We start from the raw sequence: 21,122 nt of genomic DNA on the forward strand, positions 1-21,122 counted from the left end.
GGGGGATCGTGATGCGCATCTGGGGCAGGGCCCCGACATTGGAGTAAGCGTTTGCAGACCAATTTTACGCCCGCGCAGCTTGCCGATCCGCATGTGGCCGAATCCGAGGCCATCCTGCGCAAGTGCGTGCATTGCGGTTTTTGCACCGCCACCTGTCCGACCTATGTGACGCTCGGCGACGAGCTCGACAGCCCGCGCGGCCGCATCTATCTCATCAAGGACATGCTGGAGAACGGACGGGCGGCCGACATGGAGACCGTCACCCATATCGATCGTTGTCTGTCCTGCCTCGCCTGCACGACGACGTGCCCGTCGGGCGTCGACTACATGCATCTGGTCGACCACGCACGCGTCCACATCGAGAAGACTTACAAGCGGCCGTTGAAGGACAGGCTGGCCCGCGCGGTCCTTGCGCAGGTTCTGCCCTATCCCTCGCGTTTTCGCTTCGCCTTGAAAGCGGCCGCCCTCGGACGACCCTTCGCCAATGTGCTCAAACGGGTGGCGGCACTCAAGACCTTTGGCGTGATGCTCGATCTGGCGCCGACGGCGGTGCCGGAACCGTCTGCGACAGCAATGCCCGGCACGCACGCTGCCAGCGGCAAGCGCGTCGGCCGCGTCGCGCTTTTGAACGGCTGCGCCCAGCCGGTCCTCAAGCCTGAGATCAACGAGGCGACGATCCGTCTGCTCACCCGTCTCGGCATCGAGGTGGTCGTCTCTCCCGGCGAGGGCTGCTGCGGCGCGCTCGTGCACCACATGGGGCGAGAAGAACAGGCGCTCGCCGCCGCCCGGCACAATGTCGACGCCTGGCTCAAGGTCGCGGACGAGGGGGGGCTCGATGCGATCATCATTACCGCATCCGGCTGCGGCACGACGATAAAGGATTATGGTCACATGCTGCGCCTCGATCCCGCCTATGCGGAAAAGGCGGCAAGGGTCTCGGCGATGGCCAAGGACATTACCGAGTACCTGTCGACGCTCGACCTGCCGGCGCAGGACCCGCGCGGCATGACGGTGACCTATCACTCCGCCTGTTCGATGCAGCATGGCCAGAAGATCACCACGGCGCCGAAGCAATTGCTGAAGCAGGCGGGGTTTGTCGTGCGCGATCCGGCCGAAGGCCATCTCTGCTGCGGCTCGGCCGGCACCTACAACATCCTGCAGCCGGAGATCTCGCAAAAGCTGAAAGCCCGCAAGGTCAAGAACCTTGCCGCGACGAAGCCCGACGTCATCGCCACCGGCAATATCGGTTGCATCACCCAGATCGCCACCGGCACGGAAATCCCGATCGTTCATACGGTCGAATTGCTCGACTGGGCCTATGGCGGAGCGAAGCCGACCGGATTGTAGAACGAAAAATGCCGGCATTGCAGCCCCGCGCGTCTGTTTAGACGCGCTAAGATCGCTGCAATGCCGGCATTCGTGTTTCTGGCGAGAGGATCAACCGCCGAAGATCTGGCGGAAGATGTCGACGCCGCGGTCGTTGAAGTAGGTGTCGCCGGTCTTGCTGCCGGGGCCGATGACGATGACCTTGGTGCCGACGTCGGCGCGGTCATAGAGATGCTCGACGTCGTCATTCATCATGCGGATGCAGCCCGAAGACATGTTCTGGCCGATCGTCCACGGCTGGTTTGTGCCATGGATACGGAAGATCGTGTCCCGGCCGCCCTTGTAGAGATACATGGCGCGGGCGCCGAGCGGGTTGTCGATGCCGCCCTCCTGGGTGACCGGAAGGATGCGACCCTTGGCCGCCTCGCGTACGCGCATTTCCTTCGGCGGCGTCCAGCTCGGCCATTCCGCCTTGCGGCCGACCTTTACCACGCCCGACCAGCCGAAGCCTTCGCGGCCGACGCCGATGCCGTAGCGGGTCGCGCGGTTCGGGCCGTCGATGTAGTAGAGAAACTTGTTGTTGGTATCGACAATGATCGTGCCGGGGGCTTCGTCGGTGCTGAAGCGAACCTTTGTGCGCCAGAACTGTTTCGGCGGCTTCTTCTGTGTCGCCACAAGAACGACATCCCTGCTCTTGGGAGTGCTTGAGGATGTCGGCGCTGGCGTGAAAGCCTGGGCATTGGCGGCGGCAAGAATAGTGCTGGTCGCGATGACGATCGCGGCCAAATTGCTGGCATGACGTTTCATATACGATTCCCTCTAAGCCCTCGTTGTAAGCAGGCTATGCAAAACGGCCCGAAGTTCAAGCCCGGGATACATCCGATAGATCGAACGTGATCACGGATTTTGTATCTTTAAGGCCTGTCTGTTGCCTGAAGATCACGGCCAGGCAACAGCAAGACGTTCGGGGAGAGGGAAATATTCTATCGTCGGCGTCAATTATATGACGATAACCTTGGTGCCGACGTTCACCCTCTCATAGAGATCGACGACATCCTCGTTGCGCATGCGGATGCAGCCTGACGATACAGCGTAACCGATCGTCCAGGGCGCATTGGTGCCGTGGATCCGGTAGAGCGTCGAGCCAAGATACATGGCGCGGGCGCCAAGCGGATTTTCCGGGCCGCCGTCCATGCGTGCCGGCAGGTAATGTCCCTTGGCCGCTTCGCGCGAAATCATTTCCTTCGGCGGCGTCCAGCTCGGCCACTCCGCCTTGCGGGTAACCTTGTGGGCGCCCGCCCATTCGAAGCCCGGCTTGCCGACGCCGACGCCGTAGCGCCGTGCTTGGCCGTTGCCGGTGACGAGATAGAGGAAGCGGTTGTTGGTATCGATGACGATCGTGCCGGCCTTTTCCTTGCCGTCATAGGCGACCGTCTGCGGCAGGTATTGGGGATCGAACTTCGATTTGACCGGGCGCTGGGCGGCGCGGGTTGCATTGACCGGCTGGACCAGCGGCGCGCCAACGCGGCGTTTGGCCTGCGGTTGCACCGTCTGGCCCTGATAATACTGTTTTCGGGTGGTCGCCGGAATCTGCTGGCGGTAGAGGACCCGGCGCGCTTGCTGCGGCTGCCCGCCGAGCTGCATCACCCAGGGGGCGGTCAGGTCGGGGCTGACGATCACCGGCGGCCGGTTCTGGTACCGGTCCTGGGCTTCCACCTGGCCCGCGACGAGGGTGAAGATGGACGCGGCAATAAGAAGGGATTTTTTCAACATCGGACGGACTCGCTACCTTTCGCCGAAACGTATCAAAAAGGGGCGCGGCCAGCCGGAAAACGGGTGCGAAGCACGGTCGGCATGCGCCTTGACAATGCCGCGATCGTGTCATCGCGGCGCCACGGAATGGTAAACGGCGGTCCGTCAAAGGCGCCAAGCGGCGATAAAGCTTTGGGTAGGGTTATCCGTCGCTTTAGGAATCTGGTTTGCGAATGGTAAATGCGTGAAGAGCAGTATGAAACGAGGCGGATGATGACGAGCAAGGGCATAATGATCGGCGATGACGGCCTCGGGCGCTGCGCCTGGCAGAGCAATCTCGACGACTACAGGCGCTATCACGACGAGGAGTGGGGACGGCCTGTCACCGACGACCGCCGCCTGTTCGAGAAAATCTGCCTCGAAGGCTTTCAATCCGGTCTTTCCTGGCTGACGATTCTGAGAAAGCGCGAAGCGTTCCGCGCCGCTTTCGCCGGCTTCGATTTCGACAAGGTCGCGACCTTCGGTGAGGCCGACATCGAGCGCTGCCTTGGCGATACCGGCATTGTGCGCCATCGCGGCAAGATCGTCTCGACCATCAACAATGCCAGGCGCGCCCAGGAACTCAAAGCCGAGTTCGGCTCGCTTGCCGCCTATTTCTGGTCGCACGAACCGGGTGTCGACGAGCGGCTCGCATTTGTCAGCTACGAGGTGATCGCCGCCAACCCGACGACACCGACCTCGACGCGCATCTCCAAGGATCTGAAGAAGCGCGGCTGGACCTTCGTCGGCCCGACGACGATCTACGCCTTCATGCAGGCCATGGGTCTTGTCAACGACCATATCGAAGGCTGCCATTGCCGCGTGACCGTCGAGGGCATGCGGCGGGCGCTAGCGCGCCCGCAACCTTGAATTTGCGTCTTTCCAGGAACGGCTTTAGCCACCGTTGTTGGAAAGCCATTCCTTCATCATCTTTATCTCGCCCTCCTGCGCCTTGATGATGTCTTCCGCCAGTTTGCGCAGTTGTTCGTCCTTGCCGTATTCGAGTTCGACCTTGGCCATGTCGATCGCGCCCTGATGATGGGCGATCATGCCCCGCACGAAGTCGGCATCGGCATTGCCGGTAAAGGCGATGTCCATGCCCTTGTGCATACGGGCATTCGCCTCGGCGAAGGCCTTGCTGGAGGGGGAGGTGTCGCCCGCCGGGGTCGCCGCGTCAGCCGATCCGTGATGCATGTTGCTGTGGTCCTGAGCCATTATGGGAGCCTGGAGCGACACAGTCAGCGTCAGGGCTGCGATGATCGTTTTCAAAGACATTTGGTTTCCTTCTTCCTTGCATTGTCATCTCGAACGACGGCGGCATGAGCCATGCACGCGCCGAGATGTCGGCCGCTTTCGCGGCTTGTCATATGGATTTTCGTGTCGTCCGCGCAGCCGATACTGATGCAGTCGGGCCACGATGACGGTCGTACGCGCGGGAAGGACTTGGGCGGTGGCGAGCGTGGTGCGATTGTGATGGCGCTGAACTGCCCCCCAATTCGACCGGACAGTCGGCATAAGCAGAAAGGCTCAAGCACAGGCTTGAGGACAGGCTTATGTCTAACGAGTATCGACACGTTGAATTGCTGACGGGTGATGTTCACCGCAGGCGGTGGACAACCGAGCAGAAGCTGACGATCATTGAGCAGAGTTTCGAACCGGGCGAGACGGTGTCTTCCACCGCTCGCCGCCATGGCGTTGCGCCCAATCTGCTTTACCGGTGGCGCAGGCTGTTGAGCGAGGGAGGTGCTGCAGCGGTGGATTCTGGCGAGCCCGTTGTCGGCAATTCGGAAGTGAAGAAGCTGGAGGATCGCGTCCGCGAGCTGGAGCGCATGCTTGGCCGCAAGACGATGGAGGTCGAAATCCTCCGCGAAGCCCTTTCCAAAGCAGACTCAAAAAAACGGATATCGCGGCCGATCTTGTTGCCGAAGGACGGTTCCCGATGAAAGCCGTCGCAGACACGCTGGGCGTCTCCCGTTCCAACCTCGTGGAGCGGTTGAAAGGCAGATCAAAGCCGCGCGGGCCCTATCGAAAGGCCGAGGATGCAGAGCTTCTGCCCGTCATTCGCAGGCTGGTGGATCAGAGGCCAACCTATGGCTATCGGCGGATCGCCGCGCTCCTCAATCGCGAAAGGCGAGCCGCCGATAAGCCTGTCGTCAACCCCAAGCGGGTTCACCGCATCATGGGCAACCACGCCATGTTGCTGGAGAAGCATACGGCCGTTCGCAAGGGCCGCATCCATGACGGCAAGGTCATGGTCATGCGCTCTAACCTGCGCTGGTGCTCCGACGGCCTGGAGTTCACTTGCTGGAATGGCGAGGTCATTCGTCTCGCTTTCATCATCGACGCCTTTGACCGGGAAATCATCGCCTGGACGGCGGTCGCCAATGCAGGCATCTCAGGCTCGGACGTACGCGACATGATGCTGGAGGCGGTCGAGAAACGCTTCCGCGCAACCCGAGCCCCGCATGCTATCGAGCATCTCTCGGACAATGGTTCGGCCTATACAGCGCGCGACACGAGGCTGTTTGCCCAGGCGCTCAATTTGACGCCCTGCTTCACGCCGGTGGCCAGCCCCCAGTCGAACGGCATGTCCGAGGCATTCGTGAAAACTCTGAAACGGGATTACATCCGCATATCGGCACTACCGGACGCCGAAACGGCGCTCCGTTTCATCGACGGATGGATCGAGGACTACAACGAAATCCATCCCCATTCCGCTCTCAGGATGGCTTCCCCACGGCAGTTCATCAGGGCTAAATCAAACTAGCCGACCTGTCCGGTGAAACGGGGAGCACTCCAGGCGCGCAATACCGGTTCGGATGCCGCGGGCAGGCGTGACGATGTCATCCCCGCCCGCTCGAATGTCAACGTGACCGGCTCGATTGCAACGCAGGCCGAACAGAGCGAAGGATGGACCTGCTTCTTCGATTTGTCCTGACATGATCCGGCGTCGTCGCAGGCCATCTCATGATCAGCGTGAAAGGCCTGTATCTGCGACACCCGATGGGCAATTGGTGCGGAACCGGTCGCCAGGTCCTGCGCCTGCAGCATCGCCGAAGGCGCGCCGGAAAGCAGGGCTGCAACAAGCAGGAGTATGATGGCTGCGTAACGCATGCCCTTAATCTAGGATCGTCTGGGGCAAAGAGAAGACGTGCTGCCCCAGCGCCACAAGTCCGTCGCATGCTCGCAGGCGCTTTGCGCCGCGCAAACCCTTGCCGCCCATGCACCGATCCGGTAGGGAAAGCTCCAAACTCGCTGATAGCCCGGAATGTTCCCCATGACCGAGAAACAAAAGAAACCGCAGAAGCTCAAGGCGCGCCTGCCGCGCGGCTTTGTCGATCGTTCGGCCAACGATATTCGCGCTACCGACGAAATGATCGTCAAGATCCGCGAAGTCTACGAGCGTTATGGTTTCGATCCGGTCGAAACGCCGCTGTTCGAATACACCGATGCGCTCGGAAAGTTTCTGCCCGACAGTGACCGCCCGAACGAGGGCGTGTTCTCGCTGACCGATGACGACGACCAGTGGATGTCGCTGCGCTACGACCTGACGGCGCCGCTTGCCCGTCACGTCGCCGAGAACTTCAACGAGATCCAACTGCCCTTCCGCACCTATCGCGCCGGATACGTCTTCCGCAACGAGAAGCCGGGTCCGGGCCGCTTCCGCCAGTTCATGCAGTTCGATGCCGACACCGTCGGTGCCGCCGGCGTCCAGGCGGATGCCGAAATGTGCATGATGATGGCCGACACGATGGAAGCGCTCGGCATCAAGCGCGGCGACTATGTGATCCGGGTCAACAACCGCAAGGTTCTCGACGGCGTCATGGAGGCGATCGGGCTTGGCGGCGACGACAAGGCCAATGCCCGCCTGACGGTGCTGCGCGCCATCGACAAGCTCGATAAATTCGGGCCCGAAGGCGTGCGCCTGCTGCTCGGCGAAGGCCGCAAGGACGAGAGCGGCGACTTCACCAAGGGCGCCGGTCTTACCGGCGAGCAGATCGACAAGGTCCTGTTCTTCGTCGGCATCCAGAACTATGCCGAAAGTGCCGACGAACTCGCAGCGCTTGTTTCAGGCACCGCCAAGGGCGGCGAGGGGGTTCAGGAACTCAACACCATCCGCAGCCTGGTCGTCAGCGCCGGCTATGAGGCCGATCGCATCAAGATCGACCCTTCGGTCGTTCGCGGCCTCGAATATTACACCGGCCCGGTTTTCGAGGCTGAGCTGCAGTTTGCCGTCACCAACGAGAAGGGCGAAAAGGTCGTCTTCGGTTCGGTCGGCGGCGGCGGTCGTTACGACGGTCTCGTGTCGCGCTTCATGGGCCAGCCGGTTCCGGCCACAGGGTTCTCGATCGGCGTCTCGCGACTGATGACCGCGCTCAAGAACCTTGGCAAGCTCGGTTCGGCCGAGGTTGTCGCTCCGGTTGTCGTCTGCGTCATGGATCGCGATATCGACAGCATGGGCCACTATCAGCGCTTCGTGCAGCAGCTTCGCCATGCCGGCATTCGCGCCGAAATGTACCAGGGCAACAAGAAGAATTTCGGCGACCAGCTGAAATATGCCGACCGTCGCGGTGCGCCGCTGGCGATCATCCAGGGTGGTGACGAGCGCGCTGCCGGCCTCGTCCAGATCAAGGACCTGATCGAGGGCAAGCGCCTGTCGGGCGAAATCGAGGACAATGCGGCCTGGCGCGAGGCCCGGGTGGCCCAGGTTTCAGTGCCGACCGGCGAGCTTGTCGAAACGGTGCGTGAAATGCTCGCGGCACAGGCCGAGGACCGGGCAAGGGTTGGCTGACGGCAATGCCACTGATCAACCTTCCCGCCTTTTCCGCCGAGTTGCTTGCCGACTTTGAAAGTCTTGGCACGCTTCGGGTTGATACGCCAGTGATCCAGCCGGCCGAGCCGTTTCTCGCCATGGCCGGCGAGGACCTTCGCCGCCGCATCTTCATGACCGAGAGCGAGACCGGCGAGAGCCTCTGCCTGCGGCCGGAATTCACCATCCCCGTCTGCCTACGTCACATCGAGACAGCGACCGGCACGCCCAAGCGCTATGCCTATCTCGGCGAAGTGTTCCGCCAGCGCCGCGAGGGCGGCAATGAATTCTATCAGGCCGGCATCGAGGATCTCGGCGATACCGATACCGCCGCCTCCGACGCGCGTGCGGTCGGCAATGCCATGCGCGTGGTTGCCAATCGGCTTCCCGGACGGCGCCTGTCGGTCACGCTCGGCGACCAGGCGGTCTTCGAAGCGGTCGTCGGTGCCTGCGGCCTGCCGGGCGGCTGGCAGAAGCGGCTGATCCATGCCTTCGGCGATCCGAAACATCTGCAGAAGCTTTTGGCCGAACTTGCCGATCCGAAGGCCGCCGGCGTCTTCGGCCCTGAGGTCGAGCGCCTGGCGATCGCCGGCATGCTCGACGACGAGGCGCGTCTTGTCGCCCATATCGGCGAAACCATGGAGGCGACCGGCTATTCCACCAATGCCAGCCGCTCTCCGCAGGACATTGCCCGGCGCCTGAAGGAAAAGATGGAGCTGGCCAACACCCGGCTCGATCCGGAAACGCTGGACCTCGTGCGCGAATTCCTGGCGCTCGACATGCCGCTTGCGGAGGCGCCGGCAGCGCTCTTCCGCTTTGCCGAGAAGTCCGGCTTGACGCTCGATGGTGCGCTCTCGCGCTTTGACGCGCGCGTGGCAGCGCTTGCCGCTGTCGGCGCCGACGTCTCCGTCATTCGCTACCGTGCCGCCTTCGGCCGCCCGCTCGACTATTACACCGGCCTAGTCTTCGAGGTCGAAGCCGAGGGCACGCCGGCCGTGCTTGCCGGCGGCGGGCGCTTCGACCGGCTGCTGACCCTGCTTGGCGCCAAGGAGCATATCCCCGCAGTCGGCTTCTCACTTTGGCTCGACCGGATCGAAGCGGCGATCGCTGCCAGCGGAGGTGCCGCATGACCATCACCATCGCTCTGCCGTCCAAGGGGCGGATGAAGGACGACGCTTCCGCCATCTTCGAGCGGGCCGGCATGAAGATCGTCGCCGTTGGCAACGACCGTTCGTATCGCGGCCGGGTTGAAGGCTGGGACGATGTCGAGATCGCCTTCCTGTCCGCCTCCGAGATTTCGCGCGAACTCGGCAACGGCTCGATCGATTTCGGCGTCACCGGCGAAGATCTCGTGCGTGAGGGCCTTGCCAATGCCGACGCCCGCGTCGAGTTCTGCGCCCGCCTCGGCTTCGGCCATGCAGATGTCGTCGTTGCCGTTCCGGAGATCTGGTACGACGTCGACACCATGGCCGATCTCGGCGACGTCGCCGCCGACTTCCGAGCCCGCCACGGGCGTCGCCTGGCGATCGCCACGAAATACTGGCGGCTGACGCAGAACCATTTTTCCGGCAGCCACGGCATCCAGCTCTACCGGATCGTCGAAAGCCTCGGGGCGACCGAGGGTGCGCCGGCCTCCGGCTCTGCCGACATCATCGTCGACATCACCTCGACCGGTTCGACACTGCATGCCAACCACCTGAAGATCTTGGCCGACGGGGTCATCCTCCGGTCGGAAGCCTGCCTGGTGCGCGCCCGCAAGCCGGTGCACGACAGTGACCCGGTCGTCGGCCGCATCCTTTCGGCCGTGCGCGACGCGGTTTGAACTCTGAAGTGCGCCGCGCCTCTATGCTTCCGGCCGGCAGCTATCAGCCCTTCGAGACGTGCACCCAACCGCCGGTCTCGCCGGCGAGCACGCCCTGGTCGGCGGGCGCCGGCCGCTGCATGGCCTTGAACAGGGTTTCGGCCGCGGTCCAGTAGGGCACGTACCATTCGCGATCGATGTCCATCACCAGCACACGGTCGTGCGTCGCGTCATAGGCGCCGACCGGCGAGACATGCGGGCCATCCCAGTCGCCGGTGACGACACCCTGGTTGAAGTAGACGACGATCATGTCGTTCGCCGACTTTTCGTTTTCGATGAGCGCCTTGCGGAATGCGTCGAGCGTGGCGTTCGCATCGGGACCGACATGGTTGGCGGAAACGGTCGCCTTGATGTCGAATGCTCTGAGGCTCGCACCCGTCTGCGCGGCAAGCTCGGAGAAAAGCACGCCATCACCGTCCTCCTTGGTCTGCTCGCGCCATTTGCGGCTGTCGACGGCTTCCAGCAGTCCGTCCTGAGTGACGAGATTGTCTTGCGACCCGCCGGGCAGACCGCGCAACGCGTTCGTCAGCATTGCAAGCGAGGCAAGAGAACAGGCACTCGATGTCTGCTGGGGTACGTAGAACGATGCCATCGCCCAATAGTCGGGGGCCGCCGACATCCGCAGATGGCCGTTATCGACGGTAACCGGCACGGCCATGGGGCCGAACTTCGGCTTGTTCGTCTCTTCGGCGCGAAGCGGTTGGGCAAAGGCCAGCAGGCTGATAAGGGCGAGCCAGCGGGCGGATTTTTCAATCATGTTTTCCTCGTTGATCGCCGCCCGCGAGCGCGGGCCGCATCGTCCTCTTCCGGACGAGGCGATTAAAGCAGCGCGGTAAATTTTGCCTCACCGGCTGACAAATGCGCGCGGATGACCTTATCTACGCGGCGCAGGCGGCGGGCGCCGCTTGCACCTTTCGTTTCGAGGAGCATTTGATGGCCGATCTTTCCGCCTTTCCGATTACAAAGCGCTGGCCTGCGAAGAGCCCTGATATCATCCAGCTTTATTCCTTGCCGACGCCGAACGGCGTGAAGATCTCCATTGCGCTCGAAGAGCTCGGCCTGCCCTATGAGCCGCACCGGATCTCCTTTGACACAAACGACCAGAAGTCGCCTGAATTCCTGTCCCTCAACCCCAATGGCCGTATCCCCGCGATCATCGATCCGAAAGGTCCTGGCGGCAAACCGATCGGCCTCTTCGAATCCGGAGCCATCCTTCTCTATCTCGCGGAAAAGACGGGGAAACTTCTGCCTTCCGACGCGGCCGCCCGCTATGAGACGATCTGCTGGGTGATGTTCCAGATGGGTGGCATCGGCCCGATGCTCGGCCAGTTCGGCCACTTCTTCAAATTCGCTGCCGACAAGGTGGCCAACAATTCCTATCCGGTCGAACGTTACCGCGATGAATCGAAGCGGCTGCTCAGCGTTCTGGAGGGCAGGCTTCAGGGGCGGCAATGGCTGATGGGTGAGGAGTATACCATCGCCGATATCGCCACCTATCCCTGGGTCGAGGGCGCGCGCAGGTTCTATGGCGGTGCTGACGAACTCGACTACAGGAGCTTCCCCAATGTGATGGCCTGGGTCGAGCGCGGCCTGGCGCGTCCTGCAGCGCAAAAGGGCATGGAAATACCGGCCAAAGCCGAGTGATCGCCGGGTATGGCCCTTCGTTCGAGTTGACGAGGCTCGGGCGGAAAGGCTACGCCTTGTTGTACAGACGGATAAATGACGGGTGAGAGCGTGACCGGAAGGCTTGTTGTAATCGGTGGTGGTCAGGCCGCCTTTGCGTTGGTCGCCAAACTGCGGGCGTTGAAGGACGAAAGACCGATCACCATCGTTTCGTCCGAGGCAAGCCTGCCTTACCAGCGCCCACCATTGTCCAAGAAATACCTGCTGCGCGAGATGAGCCTCGACCGGTTGCTCTATCGACCCGAGGCCTGGTACGGCGAGCACAATGTCGACGTCAGGCTATCGACCACGGTAACGGAACTCGACCGCGTCGCCCGCCGCGTGACACTGAGCGACGGAACGTCGCTTGACTACGAGACGCTGGCATTTGCAACCGGCGCCACCCCACGCCGTTTGCCGGCGTCGGTCGGTGGCGACCTGGACGGTGTTTTCACAGTCCGCGATTTCAGGGATGCCGATCTCCTGGCCGGAGAGATGAAGCCCGGCAGGCGGGCGCTCGTCGTCGGCGGCGGCTATATCGGCCTCGAGGCTGCGGCGGTCGCGCGCACGCTCGGGCTCGAGGTGACGGTTATCGAGATGGCCGACCGCATCCTGCAACGCGTGGCGTCCGCGGCAACCTCGGGCATCGTGCGCGAAATTCATCGGTCGCGCGGTGTCGACGTCCGCGAGGCAACGGGCTTGAACCGGCTCATCGGCGAGAATGGCCGCGTGACCGGCGTCGAACTGTCCGATGGCTCGGTGCTGCCGGTCGACCTCGTCATCGTTGGCATCGGCGTCACCGCCAACGATCACGTGGCGCATGGCGCGGGCCTCGAAACCGCTGGCGGAATCGTTGTCGACAGCCATGGGCGGACCGCCGACCCGGCGATTTTCGCAATGGGCGATTGCGCCGTCCAGCCTTGGGACAACATGCGTATCCGCCTGGAATCGGTGCAGAATGCCGTGGATCAGGCCGAGGCTGTTGCCGCCGTCATTGCTGGCGGGACGGAACCCTATGCGCCAAAACCCTGGTTCTGGTCGGACCAGTATGATGTGAAACTACAGATCGCCGGGTTTGGCCTCGGTCACGACGAAACCATTGTTCGCCCCGGCCAGCGCGAAGGCAGTGTTTCGGTCTGGTACTTCCGCGAAGGAAAGCTCATAGCCGTCGACGCCATCAACGATGCCAAAGCCTATGTCACCGGCAAGAAACTGCTGGAAACGGGCATCCATCCGGACAGGGCCGCCATTGCCGATCCGCAATCGGATCTGAAGGCGCTTTTGGCACAGGCTTAGCCGCATCACCGTCACGGTCTCATTGAGCCGGTTTGAATGTTCAACCACAAGGCGGTGCCGTTTCAACCTTCGTTAAGGACGAAAGCATCGTCCCGTTTCGAAACGGCGGTTGCGTGCTGACCTTCACCATTCCTTAAATGGCGGGACGCCAACAGAAGCGATGAACCGGAAGTGGGAATCCACTTTCGGACCAGAAGTTTCATTTAGGCGTTTGGCGATGTTCAAGGTTCTCACTTGCCTCGTGGTCGAGCATGATCTCAAGCTGGTCGTGCTCGCTGCCCTCATCTGCTTCCTTTCAAGCTACGGTGCCGTGACCTTGCTGCAGCGAGGGCGTTCATCCGCAGGCAAGGCGAGGGCGATCTGGGCGGTGGCTGCCGGCATAGCCAGCGGCTTCGGCATCTGGGCAACCCACTTCATCGCCATGCTTGCCTATGATCCTGGCGTCGTGCTCGGCTATCAGATCGATCTGACGGCCCTGTCGCTCGCCGTCGCGGTCATTCTGACGACGATGGCATTGCTGATCGCCACCTATGCACAGGGACCTGTCTCCTGGATCATCGGCGGCATCGTTCTTGGCTTCGGTGTGGCCTGCATGCATTTCCTCGGCATGGCGGCACTCGATGTTCCCGGCCGCATCCGCTGGGACTGGACGCTCGTTGTTGCCTCTATCGTGGCCGGCTCCCTGTTCGATATCGGCGCACTGCGGACCATCGCGCTCGCCGGTCGACCGCTGAAGGCCAAGATTCTGGCAACGCTGTTCATGACGCTCGGCATCGTTGCCTTGCACTTCACCGCCATGGGCGCCGTGACGATCGAGGCCGATTTTCTGCTGGCGCCGCCCCAGGGCATGATACAGCCGCATTTCCTAGCCTTCGTCATCGCCGGAACCGCCTTCTTCCTGCTGACGATGGTTTTGCTTGCCGCGGGCTTCGCACACCATGCCGAGCTTTCGGCCGCCGCTTCCGAACGCGAATTCGCCCGCTTCGTTCGCAGCGTGAAGGATTACGCGATCTACATGCTCGACGTGAAAGGCAACGTTGCGAGCTGGAATGCCGGAGCCGAAGCCAACAAGGGGTATACCGCCGACGAAATCATCGGCAGGAATTTCGCATGCTTCTATTCGCCTGAAGACCAGCGGATCGGGCTGCCGCAGCGGGCACTCGACGAAGCCCGCGCCAACGGCAAGTTCGAGTGCGAAGGCTGGCGCTACCGCAAGGATGGCACCCGGTTCTGGGCGCATGTCGTGCTCGATCCGTTCCTGCACGAGGATGGAACCCATGCGGGTTTCATCAAGATCGTCAAGGACATCACCAAGCAAAGGGCCGATGCGGATCACATCGCGGAAGTGAGCATGAACCTCGACATCGCGCTTGAGAACATGTCGCAGGGTATCTGCCTCTTCGACAGTAGCGACCGTCTGCTGCTGTCCAATCGGCGCTGCCGCGAAATCTTCGGCTTCTCCGAAACGCTGGCCGGAAAGGGACTGACGTTCCATCAGATTCTGGACGAGGTCTTTGCCCGCACGTACTCCGATCCGGCAATTGCGCGGGCCAAGTCCGACGAACTCTATCAGAAGCATCGCGTCGATATGGTCGGCAAGGGCGGTGGCGACATCGTCGAAAAGTTGCCTAACGGACGCTCCATCCTGACCAAGCACCGCACCCTTGCCGACGGAGGTTGGGTCAGCACCTACGAGGACATCACCGAGCGCCTCGACAGCGAGGAACAGATTTCCTTCCTCGCCCGCCACGACAGCCTGACTGGCCTTCCGAACCGGTTGCAGTTCAGCAGCTACCTCGAAGAAGAACTCGACGCGGCTGCCTGGTTCTCTCGCAAGGTTGCCGTCATCGGCCTCGACCTCAACAAGTTCAAGGAAGTCAACGACCTGCACGGCCATGCCGCCGGCGATTTTGTGCTTGTCACGATCGCGCAGCGAATGAAATCGCTGCTCCAGGAGGGCGAATTCGTGGCGCGCTTCGGCGGCGACGAGTTTGCGGCCGTCAAGCGCTTCGAAGAGCTGTCGGAACTTAACGATTTTGTCCGCCGCATCGAAAAGAGTCTGCATGAGGAAATGCGCTTCGGCGATTTCGAGTTGAAGTCTGGCGGTAGCATGGGTGTCGCCATCTATCCGCAGGACGCCGAGACGGCGGAAACGCTGATCAACAATGCCGACCTTGCGATGTACCGAGCCAAGGCGGCGCTCAACCAGACTGTTTGCTTCTACGAGGTATCGATGGATGAGGCGGCGCGCCAAAGACGCAGCCTTGCCAACGATCTGTGGGATGCGATCGATAAGAGACAGCTGGCACTGCATTATCAGGTGCAGAAGTCGGTGATGTCAGGCGACGTCATCGGGTATGAAGTGCTGCTGCGCTGGAACCATCCGGAGCGCGGCATGGTGCCGCCGAACGAGTTCATTCCGCTTGCCGAAGAGTGCGGCGCAATCCTGCCGATCGGCGAATGGGTTCTGCGCGAAGCGTGCCGTGAAGCGGCAGGATGGCAAAGTGCCCACAAGATCGCCGTCAATCTCTCACCGGTCCAGCTCGCCAACGGCGACATCGTCAGCCTGGTGGAAGCGGTTATTTCCGAGACCGGCCTTGACCCGAAGCGGCTCGAACTCGAGATCACCGAGTCGACGATCATCGACGACAAGGAGCGTGCGCTGCTCACCCTCCGCCAGATCAAGGAACTGGGTGTCACCATCGCGATCGACGACTTCGGCACCGGCTATTCGTCGCTCGAGACGCTGCGGTCCTTCCCGTTTGACAAGATTAAGCTCGACAAGAGCTTCATGTGGGAAGTTGAGGCAAGTCCGCAGGCAAAGGCAATCGTCCGCGCCATCCTCGCTCTCGGGCAGAGCCTCTCCGTTCCCGTTCTGGCCGAAGGCGTCGAGACACAGAAGCAGCTCGACATCCTCCAGGCGGAAGGCTGTGACGAAGCGCAAGGCTACCTGCTCGGCCGGCCGGCGCCGATCTCAAGCCTCGTTTCGGGCAAGTCCAAGGTGGCGGCGGCCTGAGAGGCGCCGTTGCGCCCTACCCTCGGGGGGGGGGGGCCGCTCCCGCGGTTGCCAAGCCGTCCGAAAATGACGAGACGCGCCTACTGGCGCAGCAGAGCCTTGCCTGCGCCTTCGACGAGGAAGCGTGGGAAGAAGAAGATGCCGTGGATCGTGCCCGAGTAGCGCTCCTCAAGGCCCGAGGATTCGCCGATGCAGAACACCGGCTGCTTGTGGCCGGATTCAAGGCTGATCGTCGTGGAGAAGCAGAAGGACGAGCAACTCGTTGCCGCCTGCTCGAAAAGCTCCAGCACGTGATTGCGGTCGGCCGGGTCGTAGCACCGTACGAAATTGAGCAGCCCGCATTCGCTCTCGCTGAGGCCATGGATGGCCGATGCCTTTTCGCCGAGCTGGAACAGGCCCGTCGACAGGTCTCCCGACCAGCGCTCGGACATGCAGAACTGCTCCAGGAATTCCTGATGCGGAAGCCCGGAATGCATTTGTCCCGGGACACCGAGGGGAACTGAATTTGTTCTCGTGATCTTAAACACGGTCTACCCCAGCACGGCCCCTGGCGACTGTCGTTGTTCGACCAGGCAGGCACATCCCCACTATACAACCCTCGCCAGCCATCACCCCATAGGAAGAAGAACACGCACGATAAGTCGTTTGCGTCTTTCTGTACGGAAAGGTCACCAAACTGTGACGTAGCTCGCCAAGCGAAATGATTTCGCAGGAAAGGCCGGCTTAATTTGCGATGAAATACTTATATGCTTTGCGTGATATTCTCAAAGAGAGCTTGGACACACAGTTAATATGAAAAGTTTGAGCGATTTTTTGCTCGCTTTAGGCCCGCCATCCAGTCTCTCGTGAATCTCTGTCCACTTGGGGCGTTGTTATAGTTCGTTTTTTTTCGACTTCAACGCTTTTTTAGTGCCACTGCAGCCGCCGGGTAATTTTTCGTGCGGACAGCTTTGGCGTGCGCGCCAGATGCAGGCGTTTGATTGCTTGCAAACAGAAAAGGGCGACCCGAGGGTCGCCCTTTCCGATCCGGATGGATCATCGTGGAACTGGTTGAACAGGTCCGCGATAAGGCTGGCGCCTTATCACATCATGTCCATGCCGCCCATGCCGCCCATGCCGCCCGGCATTGCCGGCGAGTCCTTCTTCGGCAGTTCGGCGATCATGGCTTCCGTCGTGACGAGGAGGCCAGCAACCGAAGCTGCGTCCTGAAGAGCGGTGCGAACGACCTTGACCGGGTCGATGATGCCCATGGCGATCATGTCGCCATATTCGCCGGTCTGAGCGTTGTAGCCGAAGTTGTCCTGGTCCTTGTCGAGGATCTTGCCGACAACGATCGAAGCTTCGTCACCAGCGTTCTCAGCGATCTGGCGGGCCGGAGCCTGGAGAGCGCGACGAACGATGTTGATGCCGGCTTCCTGGTCGTCGTTCACACCCTTGACGGTGATCTTGACGGAAGAACGCAGCAGGGCAACGCCGCCGCCCGGTACGATGCCTTCCTGAACAGCAGCGCGCGTCGCGTTCAGAGCGTCGTCGATGCGGTCCTTCTTTTCCTTCACTTCAACTTCCGTCGAGCCGCCAACGCGGATCACGGCAACGCCGCCAGCGAGCTTGGCAAGACGTTCCTGCAGCTTTTCGCGGTCGTAGTCGGAAGTGGTTTCTTCGATCTGAGCCTTGATCTGGGAAACGCGGCCTTCGATATCGCTCTTCTGGCCAGCACCATCGACGATCGTGGTGTTTTCCTTGGAGATCGAAACCTTCTTCGCGCGGCCGAGCATGTCGAGCGTGACGTTTTCGAGCTTGATGCCGAGGTCTTCGGAGATCACGGTACCACCGGTCAGGATGGCGATGTCTTCGAGCATGGCCTTGCGGCGATCGCCGAAGCCCGGAGCCTTGACTGCAGCAATCTTCAGGCCGCCACGCAGCTTGTTGACGACGAGCGTTGCGAGGGCTTCGCCTTCGACGTCTTCAGCGATGATGAGGAGCGGCTTGCCGGTCTGAACGACAGCTTCGAGAACCGGGAGCATGGCCTGCAGGTTCGAGAGCTTCTTCTCGTGGAGGAGAACGTAGACGTCGTCGAGGTCAGCAACCATCTTTTCCGGGTTGGTGACGAAGTAGGGCGACAGGTAGCCGCGGTCGAACTGCATGCCTTCGACGACTTCGAGTTCGGTTTCGGCGGTCTTGGCTTCTTCAACCGTGATAACGCCTTCGTTGCCGACCTTCTGCATTGCTTCAGCAATGTCGAGGCCGATCTGACGCTCGCCGTTGGCCGAGATCGTGCCGACCTGTGCGACTTCTTCCGAAGTGTTGATCTTCTTGGCCTTGGCCTGGAGATCCTTGACGACTTCGCTGACAGCGAGGTCGATGCCGCGCTTCAGGTCCATCGGGTTCATGCCGGCAGCAACTGCCTTGGCGCCTTCGCGAACGATCGCCTGGGCGAGAACCGTTGCAGTCGTCGTGCCGTCGCCAGCGATGTCGTTGGTCTTCGAAGCAACTTCGCGGACCATCTGGGCGCCCATGTTTTCGAACTTGTCTTCGAGTTCGATTTCCTTGGCGACCGATACACCGTCCTTGGTGATGCGCGGAGCGCCGAAGGACTTGTCGATGATGACGTTACGACCCTTCGGGCCGAGCGTGACCTTTACGGCGTCAGCGAGGATATCGACGCCACGCAGCATCTTTTCGCGCGCGGTGCGGCCGAACTTGATTTCTTTTGCAGCCATTTGAGAAAACTCCCGGGCTCATTGCCCATTGGTTGTCATGAAAAGGTGTGGACGACGGCTGATCAGCCGATGATGCCCATGATGTCGGCTTCCTTCATGATGAGAAGGTCTTCGCCGTTGATCTTGACTTCGGTGCCCGACCACTTGCCGAACAGAACGCGGTCGCCAGCCTTGACGTCGAGTGCGACAACCTTGCCGCTTTCGTCACGGGCGCCCGAGCCAACAGCGACGATTTCGCCTTCCTGCGGCTTTTCCTTTGCGGTGTCCGGAATGATGATGCCGCCCTTTGTCTTTTCCTCAGACTCGACGCGGCGGACGACAACGCGGTCGTGCAGCGGGCGGAAATTGGTGCTTGCCATTAGTCTAATCCCTCGATCAAATGACATTACGGATCGCTCATCGACCCGATGGATGGGTGTTAGCACTCTCGTTTGTCGAGTGCTAGCGAGGCCGAGATAAGGCTGGGTCCGGTGTGAGTCAAGGATTGGCCGTTCAAAAAATTTCAGACGACATGGTTATCGGCGGCGCATGAAGGGCAACGAACGGCGGCCGAGCCGGAAGGTTCGCTTGCCTATTGCATGAAGTCGTCGGAATTTGGGCCTTGGTGCCGCGGTTTACATCCGACGTCTGATAGACTGCGAGCCGCGTTCTCGGTGCGTGTAGCGAGCGGGCGTCGAATCCTTGGGAATGGCGGCGTTTTTCGTGGGCCGAGGCTTGTATTCTCGCCCCTTCCTTGCGATGCAAGCCGGAAACCGAGTTTGCAGGAAGCCCGCATGGCCGCAAGGATCAACAGTTTTCGGGAAATCGCAGGGCGCTACGACGTCGTGCTCTGTGACGTCTGGGGTGTTCTCCACAACGGCGTCCAGGCGTTTGCGTCGGCCTGCGAGGCATTGGCGGAGGCGCGCGCCGCAGGACTGACGGTCGTGCTCATCACCAATTCGCCGCGGCCGAGCCCGAGCGTCAAGGTACAAATCCGCGGGCTTGGCGTTCCCGACGAAGCCTATGATCGCATCGTGACATCAGGCGATGTGACCCGCACGTTGATCGCTGCGGCCGAAAAGAAGATCTTCTTCATCGGCGCCGAACGCGATCTGCCGCTGCTCGAAGGTCTCGGAACCGAGATCGTCTCGTCGGAAGATGCCAAGACCGTCGTCTGCGCCGGCTTCTACGACGACGAAACCGAAACGCCGGAACACTACCGTGCGACCTTGACCGGCCTTGCCAAGCGCAAGATCCCCTTCATCTGCGCCAACCCTGATCTGGTGGTCGAGCGCGGACATCGGCTGATCCCCTGCGCCGGCGCCATCGCCAAGCTCTATGAAGAACTGGGCGGCGAAGCGCGCATCGCCGGAAAGCCCTACATCGCCATCTATCGTGCGGCGCTGACGGAGGCCAAGGCCGTTCGCGGCGGGCTCGATCTGACGCGGGTCATTGCCATCGGCGACGGCATGCCGACCGATGTCAAGGGCGCCCAGGATGCCGGTTTCGATCTGCTCTACATCAGTGCCGGCATTCACGCGCAGGAATACATGAACGAAAGCCGGACCGACGAGGCGAAGCTTGCCGCTTTCCTGAAAAAGGAAGGTGCCTCGCCGAAGTGGTGGATGCCGAGGCTCGCCTGACGGGAAGACTGAGATGACGGTTTTTCATCGCAACGAAACCCGCGATCCGCTGCCCGAGCGTCTGCGCGGCGGCGTTGTCGCCATCGGCAACTTCGACGGCGTGCACCGCGGGCATCAATCCGTGCTTGAAAGAGCGCTGGAGGAAGCCGCGGCCCGCGGCGTGCCCGCGCTGGTGCTGACCTTCGAGCCGCATCCGCGCACGGTGTTTCGGCCGGATACGCCGGTGTTCCGGCTGACGCCGGCGCCACTCAAGGCCCGTATCCTTGAAGGCATGGGGTTTGGCGCCGTCATCGAATATCCGTTCGACCGCACCTTCTCCGAACTCTCCGCTTCCGATTTCATCCATCGGGTCCTCTTGGAGTGGCTGCATGCCTCGCATGTGGTTACCGGCTTCGATTTCCATTTCGGCAAGGGCCGTGAAGGCGGCCCTGCCTTTCTGATGGCTGCGGGTGGCGAAAATGGTTTCGGCGTGACTTTGGTCGATGCCTTCCGCGACGAGAACGCCTCGGTAATCTCCTCGAGCTTCATCCGCTCGCTGCTCGGGCAGGGAGACGTCTCCCACGCAGCCGGTTTGCTCGGCTACCGCTACACGGTCGAGGCGGAGGTGATCGACGGCAAGAAGCTCGGGCGGACCCTCGGCTACCCCACGGCCAACATGCGGCTGCCACCCGAGGTCGAGCTCAGGGCCGGCATCTATGCCGTGCGCTTCCGCAGGGCCGACGGTTCGCTTTATGACGGCGTTGCCAGCTTCGGCCGCCGCCCGACAGTCGATAGCGACGGTGAGGCGCTGCTCGAGACCTTCGTCTTCGACTTCTCCGGTGATCTCTATGGCGAGGTCTGTTCGGTTTCGTTCTTCGGCCACCTGCGCGACGAACTGAAGTTCGACGGGCTCGACCCGCTGGTGGCGCAGATCCGACAGGACGAGGAAGAGGCGAGGGCATTGCTCTCCGGCGTTGTGCCCCTGAGCGACATCGATCGCCGGATCAACTTTGCTTGAAAGAAATCCGCCGCGCTGAAG

Annotated in this window: 19 protein-coding genes; 11 read left to right on the forward strand and 8 right to left on the reverse strand. The window is 61.6% G+C overall.

The genetic code is table 11. The features are described 5' to 3' along the window. The first annotated feature begins 51 nt into the window (after nt 1-51). Nucleotides 52-1,347, forward strand: a complete 1,296-nt coding sequence (glcF, locus tag HT585_RS03500; protein ID WP_176351619.1) for a glycolate oxidase subunit GlcF — start codon at nt 52-54, stop codon at nt 1,345-1,347. A gap of 90 nt (nt 1,348-1,437) precedes the next feature. Here glcF and HT585_RS03505 read toward each other — a convergent pair whose 3' ends face one another. After that, nucleotides 1,438-2,133 (reverse strand): L,D-transpeptidase, encoded by a 696-nt coding sequence (locus HT585_RS03505; RefSeq protein ID WP_176351620.1) that lies wholly within the window; start codon nt 2,131-2,133, stop codon nt 1,438-1,440. A gap of 192 nt (nt 2,134-2,325) precedes the next feature. Then, nucleotides 2,326-3,099 (reverse strand): L,D-transpeptidase, encoded by a 774-nt coding sequence (locus HT585_RS03510; RefSeq protein WP_176351621.1) that lies wholly within the window; start codon nt 3,097-3,099, stop codon nt 2,326-2,328. Between the two features lie 252 nt (nt 3,100-3,351). Here HT585_RS03510 and HT585_RS03515 point away from each other — a divergent pair, with 252 nt between their 5' ends. Continuing rightward, a complete protein-coding gene (locus HT585_RS03515; protein WP_176352171.1) occupies nt 3,352-3,987 on the forward strand; it encodes a DNA-3-methyladenine glycosylase I in 636 nt (211 codons plus the stop codon). A 24-nt stretch (nt 3,988-4,011) separates the two neighbouring features. On the opposite strand, the gene copM is transcribed toward HT585_RS03515, so the two are convergent. After that, entirely contained in the window at nt 4,012-4,392 is a 381-nt protein-coding gene (gene copM / locus HT585_RS03520; RefSeq protein ID WP_176351622.1) for a CopM family metallochaperone, read from the reverse strand. Between the two features lie 278 nt (nt 4,393-4,670). On the opposite strand from copM, the gene HT585_RS03525 reads away from it, so the two are divergent. Then, a protein-coding gene (locus HT585_RS03525; protein ID WP_176351623.1) for an IS3 family transposase occupies nt 4,671-5,884 on the forward strand; the annotation gives its coding sequence in 2 pieces (ribosomal slippage) (nt 4,671-5,007 and nt 5,007-5,884; 1,215 coding nt in all). Here HT585_RS03525 and HT585_RS03530 read toward each other — a convergent pair. After that, nucleotides 5,881-6,231 carry a hypothetical protein gene (locus tag HT585_RS03530; RefSeq protein WP_176351624.1) on the reverse strand — a complete coding sequence of 117 codons (351 nt, stop codon included), beginning with the start codon at nt 6,229-6,231 and terminating at the stop codon, nt 5,881-5,883. The two genes, HT585_RS03525 and HT585_RS03530, sit on opposite strands and share 4 nt — an antisense overlap. 163 nt (nt 6,232-6,394) lie before the next feature. On the opposite strand from HT585_RS03530, the gene hisS reads away from it, so the two are divergent. Genes hisS through hisG form a run of 3 tightly spaced genes read left to right on the forward strand, consistent with a single transcriptional unit; the run spans nt 6,395 to nt 9,749 of the window. Next, the gene (gene hisS, locus HT585_RS03535; RefSeq protein WP_425513713.1) at nt 6,395-7,909 is read left to right on the forward strand and encodes a histidine--tRNA ligase; all 1,515 of its coding nucleotides are present in this window, start codon (nt 6,395-6,397) and stop codon (nt 7,907-7,909) included. Nucleotides 7,910-7,914: 5 nt separating this feature from the next. After that, nucleotides 7,915-9,057, forward strand: coding sequence for an ATP phosphoribosyltransferase regulatory subunit (locus tag HT585_RS03540; RefSeq protein WP_176351626.1), 1,143 nt, complete (start codon nt 7,915-7,917; stop codon nt 9,055-9,057). Beyond that, nucleotides 9,054-9,749 (forward strand): ATP phosphoribosyltransferase, encoded by a 696-nt coding sequence (gene hisG / locus HT585_RS03545; RefSeq protein ID WP_176351627.1) that lies wholly within the window; start codon nt 9,054-9,056, stop codon nt 9,747-9,749. The genes HT585_RS03540 and hisG overlap by 4 nt, the downstream gene beginning before the upstream one ends. Nucleotides 9,750-9,792: 43 nt before the next feature. Here hisG and HT585_RS03550 read toward each other — a convergent pair whose 3' ends face one another. Continuing rightward, nucleotides 9,793-10,545, reverse strand: coding sequence for a phytochelatin synthase family protein (locus HT585_RS03550; protein WP_176351628.1), 753 nt, complete (start codon nt 10,543-10,545; stop codon nt 9,793-9,795). A gap of 176 nt (nt 10,546-10,721) precedes the next feature. Between HT585_RS03550 and HT585_RS03555 the strand changes: the two genes are divergently transcribed. The 3 genes from HT585_RS03555 to HT585_RS03565 all read left to right on the forward strand — a co-directional run bounded on the left by HT585_RS03555 (nt 10,722) and on the right by HT585_RS03565 (nt 15,762). Continuing rightward, a complete protein-coding gene (locus HT585_RS03555; protein ID WP_176351629.1) occupies nt 10,722-11,432 on the forward strand; it encodes a glutathione binding-like protein in 711 nt (236 codons plus the stop codon). Nucleotides 11,433-11,522: 90 nt separating this feature from the next. Beyond that, complete coding sequence (locus tag HT585_RS03560; RefSeq protein ID WP_176352172.1) at nt 11,523-12,746, forward strand: FAD-dependent oxidoreductase; 1,224 nt, start codon at nt 11,523-11,525, stop codon at nt 12,744-12,746. 217 nt (nt 12,747-12,963) lie between these two features. Continuing rightward, nucleotides 12,964-15,762, forward strand: coding sequence for a bifunctional diguanylate cyclase/phosphodiesterase (locus HT585_RS03565; protein WP_176351630.1), 2,799 nt, complete (start codon nt 12,964-12,966; stop codon nt 15,760-15,762). Nucleotides 15,763-15,842: 80 nt separating this feature from the next. On the opposite strand, the gene HT585_RS03570 is transcribed toward HT585_RS03565, so the two are convergent. The 3 genes from HT585_RS03570 to groES all read right to left on the reverse strand — a co-directional run bounded on the left by HT585_RS03570 (nt 15,843) and on the right by groES (nt 18,841). Continuing rightward, nucleotides 15,843-16,289 (reverse strand): hypothetical protein, encoded by a 447-nt coding sequence (locus HT585_RS03570; protein ID WP_176351631.1) that lies wholly within the window; start codon nt 16,287-16,289, stop codon nt 15,843-15,845. A gap of 555 nt (nt 16,290-16,844) precedes the next feature. After that, on the reverse strand, nt 16,845-18,482 hold the full coding sequence (gene groL, locus HT585_RS03575; RefSeq protein WP_176351632.1) for a chaperonin GroEL: 1,638 nt from the start codon (nt 18,480-18,482) through the stop codon (nt 16,845-16,847). Between the two features lie 62 nt (nt 18,483-18,544). After that, nucleotides 18,545-18,841: a co-chaperone GroES gene (gene groES, locus HT585_RS03580; protein ID WP_004675403.1), complete on the reverse strand. Its 297-nt coding sequence runs from the start codon at nt 18,839-18,841 to the stop codon at nt 18,545-18,547. Between the two features lie 414 nt (nt 18,842-19,255). Between groES and HT585_RS03590 the strand changes: the two genes are divergently transcribed. Together HT585_RS03590 and HT585_RS03595 are read left to right on the forward strand one after the other, a co-directional pair. Then, entirely contained in the window at nt 19,256-20,104 is an 849-nt protein-coding gene (locus HT585_RS03590; RefSeq protein WP_176351633.1) for a TIGR01459 family HAD-type hydrolase, read from the forward strand. A gap of 13 nt (nt 20,105-20,117) precedes the next feature. After that, on the forward strand, nt 20,118-21,101 hold the full coding sequence (locus tag HT585_RS03595; RefSeq protein ID WP_176351634.1) for a bifunctional riboflavin kinase/FAD synthetase: 984 nt from the start codon (nt 20,118-20,120) through the stop codon (nt 21,099-21,101). Nucleotides 21,102-21,122: the final 21 nt, after the last annotated feature.

Source organism: Ensifer oleiphilus (genome assembly GCF_013371465.1).
In the GTDB taxonomy this organism is placed as follows: Bacteria; Pseudomonadota; Alphaproteobacteria; order Rhizobiales; family Rhizobiaceae; genus Ensifer; species Ensifer oleiphilus.